Source organism: Streptomyces sp. NPDC043867 (genome assembly GCF_056435845.1).
The window spans coordinates 222,899-226,867 of record NZ_JBWKDS010000001.1 but is presented as its reverse complement, the minus strand read 5'-3'; the positions used below and the strand labels follow the sequence as shown (position 1 = coordinate 226,867).

The 3,969-nt window shown below is 70.6% G+C and carries 3 protein-coding genes; all 3 read left to right on the top strand.

What is annotated here, in order from left to right:
* Positions 1 to 293: 293 nt before the first annotated feature.
* The 3 genes from AC069T_RS01100 to AC069T_RS01090 all read left to right on the top strand — a co-directional run bounded on the left by AC069T_RS01100 (position 294) and on the right by AC069T_RS01090 (position 3,858).
* On the top strand, positions 294 to 869 hold the full coding sequence (locus AC069T_RS01100; RefSeq protein ID WP_355314556.1) for a sigma-70 family RNA polymerase sigma factor: 576 nt from the start codon (positions 294 to 296) through the stop codon (positions 867 to 869).
* A 234-nt stretch (positions 870 to 1,103) separates the two neighbouring features.
* A complete protein-coding gene (gene guaB / locus AC069T_RS01095; RefSeq protein WP_478780713.1) occupies positions 1,104 to 2,606 on the top strand; it encodes an IMP dehydrogenase in 1,503 nt (500 codons plus the stop codon).
* 127 nt (positions 2,607 to 2,733) lie between these two features.
* Entirely contained in the window at positions 2,734 to 3,858 is a 1,125-nt protein-coding gene (locus tag AC069T_RS01090; protein WP_358855243.1) for a GuaB3 family IMP dehydrogenase-related protein, read from the top strand.
* Positions 3,859 to 3,969: the final 111 nt, after the last annotated feature.

Here is a 3,969-nt window from a genome sequence, read left to right as displayed (position 1 = left end):
CCTGTCCAACGAGTGGCCCCTCCCCCCCCCCCCCCCCCCCCCCTCCCCCCCCCCCCCCCCCCCCCCCCCCCCCCCCCCCGGGGCCGGGCCGTCGGACAGGGTCCCTCCGGTGCCCGGCCCCCGTTTCCCGGCGGATGCCGCATCCTTGAGGTGTGGAGTTCCTCGGGGACGAGTCGGTCGAGCGGAAGGGGAGGGCGCAGGAGATGAGTTCCGGCGCACCTACTCATAACGCTTCGGTGCACAACTATGGACGCGGTGCCACGGATCGGACGACGCCGAGGCACCATGGATTGATGCGCGACGACGAGACGACGGTGATCGGTGCGCTCGTCCATCGCGCGGTCGACGGCGACGAGCAGGCGACACACGACCTGCTCGCTCACGTACACCCTCTCGCTCTGCGGTACTGCCGCGCGCGTCTTTCCCGGCTTCCGGGCGACGCGCGGCACTTCGTGGAGGACCTGGCGCAGGAGGTCTGCGTCGCGGTGCTGCTGGCCCTGCCGCGCTACAAGGACACCGGGCGCCCCTTCGAGGCCTTCGTCTTCGCCATCGCCGCGCACAAGGTCGCCGACCTGCAGCGCGCCGCGATGCGGCACCCCGGTTCGACGGCGGTGCCCTCGGACGAGATGCCCGAGCGCCCCGACGACTCGCTCGGCCCCGAGGAGCGTGCCCTGCTCAGCAGCGATGCCGAGTGGGCCAAGAAACTCCTGGCCAACCTCCCGGAGAACCAGCGGGAACTGCTCCTGCTGAGGATCGCGGTGGGTCTCACGGCCGAGGAGACCGGACAGATGTTGGGAATGTCACCCGGTGCGGTCCGCGTGGCCCAGCACCGGGCCCTGAGCCGCCTGCGGGCGCTGGCTGAGCAGTAGCGGCTCCCCGGCGGTGCCGGCGGCTCGTCCCGCGGACGCCTCCGCCTTCGACGGGCCGGTGCCGGGTTCCGGCCCGCGCCATGACGCCTCCCGGGGCCGGCGGGTGAACGGCTGCTCCGCCGGTTCCGTACGAAGCTACGAAGCCGACGGGCGTCCGGAACCGTGGAATGAGAGAGCCATGCTTCCCGTTAGCATGGACATCCGCACCGATCAAGGCCATTTGGGGAAGGTGTCATGACTGCGAACGTCGACGGAGTGCCCGGAAAATTCGCGACACTCGGGCTGACCTACGACGACGTGCTGCTGCTGCCGGGTGCATCCGAGGTGCTCCCCAACGCGGTCGACACCTCGTCCCGCATCTCCCGCAACGTACGGGTGAACATCCCGCTGCTGTCCGCGGCGATGGACAAGGTGACCGAGTCCCGCATGGCGATCTCGATGGCCCGCCAGGGCGGCGTCGGCGTGCTGCACCGCAACCTGTCGGTCGACGACCAGGTCAACCAGGTCGACCTCGTGAAGCGCTCCGAGTCCGGCATGGTCACCGACCCCATCACCGTGCACCCGGACGCCACGCTGGCCGAGGCCGACGCCCTGTGTGCCAAGTTCCGCATCAGCGGAGTCCCGGTCACCGACGGCAACAAGAAGCTGCTCGGCATCGTCACCAACCGCGACATGGCCTTCGAGAACGACCGCTCCCGCCAGGTGCGCGAGGTCATGACCCCGATGCCGCTGGTCACCGGCAAGGTCGGCATCTCCGGTGCCGACGCCATGGAACTGCTGCGCCGCCACAAGATCGAGAAGCTGCCCCTGGTCGACGAGGCGGGTGTCCTCAAGGGCCTCATCACGGTCAAGGACTTCGTCAAGGCCGAGCAGTACCCCCACGCCGCGAAGGACGCCGAGGGCCGGCTGCTCGTCGGTGCCGCCGTGGGGGCCAGCCCCGAGGCGCTGGAGCGGGCCCAGGCGCTCGCCGAGGCCGGCGTGGACTTCCTGGTCGTCGACACCTCGCACGGCCACAACAGCAACGCGCTCAACTGGATGGCGAAGATCAAGTCCAGCGTGAACGTCGACGTGATCGGCGGCAACGTCGCCACGCGTGACGGCGCGCAGGCGCTGATCGACGCCGGCGTCGACGGCATCAAGGTCGGCGTGGGACCCGGCTCGATCTGTACCACCCGCGTGGTCGCCGGCATCGGCGTCCCGCAGGTCACCGCCATCTACGAGGCCGCCCTCGCGGCCCGTCCCGCGGGCATCCCGGTGATCGGTGACGGCGGCCTGCAGTACTCCGGCGACATCGGCAAGGCACTGGCCGCCGGCGCCGACACGGTGATGCTGGGCAGCCTCCTGGCCGGCTGCGAGGAATCGCCCGGCGAGCTGCAGTTCATCAACGGCAAGCAGTTCAAGTCGTACCGCGGCATGGGCTCGCTCGGCGCCATGCAGTCCCGCGGCCAGGGCCGGTCGTACTCGAAGGACCGCTACTTCCAGGCCGAGGTCGCCGCCGACGACAAGCTCGTGCCCGAGGGCATCGAGGGCCAGGTGCCCTACCGCGGCCCCCTCGCCAACGTGCTGCACCAGCTCGTCGGCGGTCTGCGGCAGACCATGGGCTACGTGGGCGCGGCCAGCATCGGAGAGATGGAGTCCAAGGGCCGCTTCGTGCGGATCACCTCGGCCGGTCTCAAGGAGAGCCACCCGCACGACATCCAGATGACGGTCGAGGCGCCGAACTACAGCCGTAAGTGAGCCCCACGCGCGCGTGAAGCACGCGTCGATGTGCGATCGAGAGCGGTCCCGGAGGTTCCGGGGCCGCTCTCGGCGTGGGCGTCGGGGATACTGGAAGGCGCTGAAACGCAGAGGAAAGGCCACACACGTGACTGAGATCGAGATCGGGCGCGGCAAGCGCGGCCGCCGGGCGTACGCCTTCGACGACATCGCCGTCGTCCCGAGCCGCCGGACCCGGGACCCGAAGGAGGTCTCGATCGCCTGGCAGATCGACGCCTACCGCTTCGAGCTGCCGTTCCTGGCCGCCCCCATGGACTCCATCGTCTCCCCGGCCACCGCGATCCGCATCGGTGAGCTGGGCGGCCTGGGCGTCCTCAACCTCGAGGGCCTGTGGACGAGGTACGAGGACCCGCAGCCGCTGCTGGACGAGATCGGCGAGCTGGACGCGGACACCGCGACCCGCCGCCTCCAGGAGATCTACGCGGCTCCCATCAAGGAGGAGCTGATCGGGCAGCGCATCAAGGAGGTGCGCGACTCGGGCGTGGTCACCGCCGCCGCGCTGTCCCCGCAGCGCACGGCCCAGTTCTCCAAGGCGGTCGTGGACGCGGGCGTGGACATCTTCGTCATCCGCGGTACGACGGTGTCGGCCGAACACGTCTCCGGTGCCGCCGAACCGCTGAACCTGAAGCAGTTCATCTACGAGCTGGACGTCCCGGTGATCGTCGGCGGCTGCGCCACGTACACGGCCGCCCTGCACCTGATGCGCACGGGCGCGGCCGGCGTGCTGGTCGGCTTCGGCGGCGGCGCCGCGCACACCACGCGCAACGTCCTCGGCATCCAGGTCCCGATGGCGACCGCGGTGGCGGACGTCGCCGCGGCCCGCCGGGACTACATGGACGAGTCCGGCGGCCGCTACGTGCACGTCATCGCGGACGGCGGCGTCGGCTGGTCCGGCGACCTGCCCAAGGCCATCGCCTGCGGGGCCGACGCGGTGATGATGGGCTCCCCGCTGGCGCGCGCCACGGACGCGCCAGGCCGCGGCCACCACTGGGGCATGGAGGCGGTGAACGAGGAGCTGCCGCGCGGCAAGAAGGTCGACCTCGGAACCGTCGGCACGATCGAGGAGATCCTCGCCGGTCCCTCGCACATCCCGGACGGCTCCATGAACATCTTCGGTGCCCTCCGCCGCGCCATGGCCACCACCGGCTACAGCGAGCTCAAGGAGTTCCAGCGCGTGGAGGTCACGGTCGCGGACGCGCAGCACAAGCGCTAGCCCGCATGCGGAAGGGGACCGTCCCCCCCCAGTGGCCGGAGCCTCTCCTCCCCCCCAGTGGCGGTTGCCGCCCCGCCCTCCTCTTGCTTGGAAGGAAAAAACCCACAGAGA

Bases quoted from the DNA above. Each gene is read 5' to 3' on its own strand.
- AC069T_RS01100 (WP_355314556.1), top strand. From the start codon at position 294: ATGCGCGACGACGAGACGACGGTGATCGGTGCGCTCGTCCATCGCGCG.
- guaB (WP_478780713.1), top strand. From the start codon at position 1,104: ATGACTGCGAACGTCGACGGAGTGCCCGGAAAATTCGCGACACTCGGG.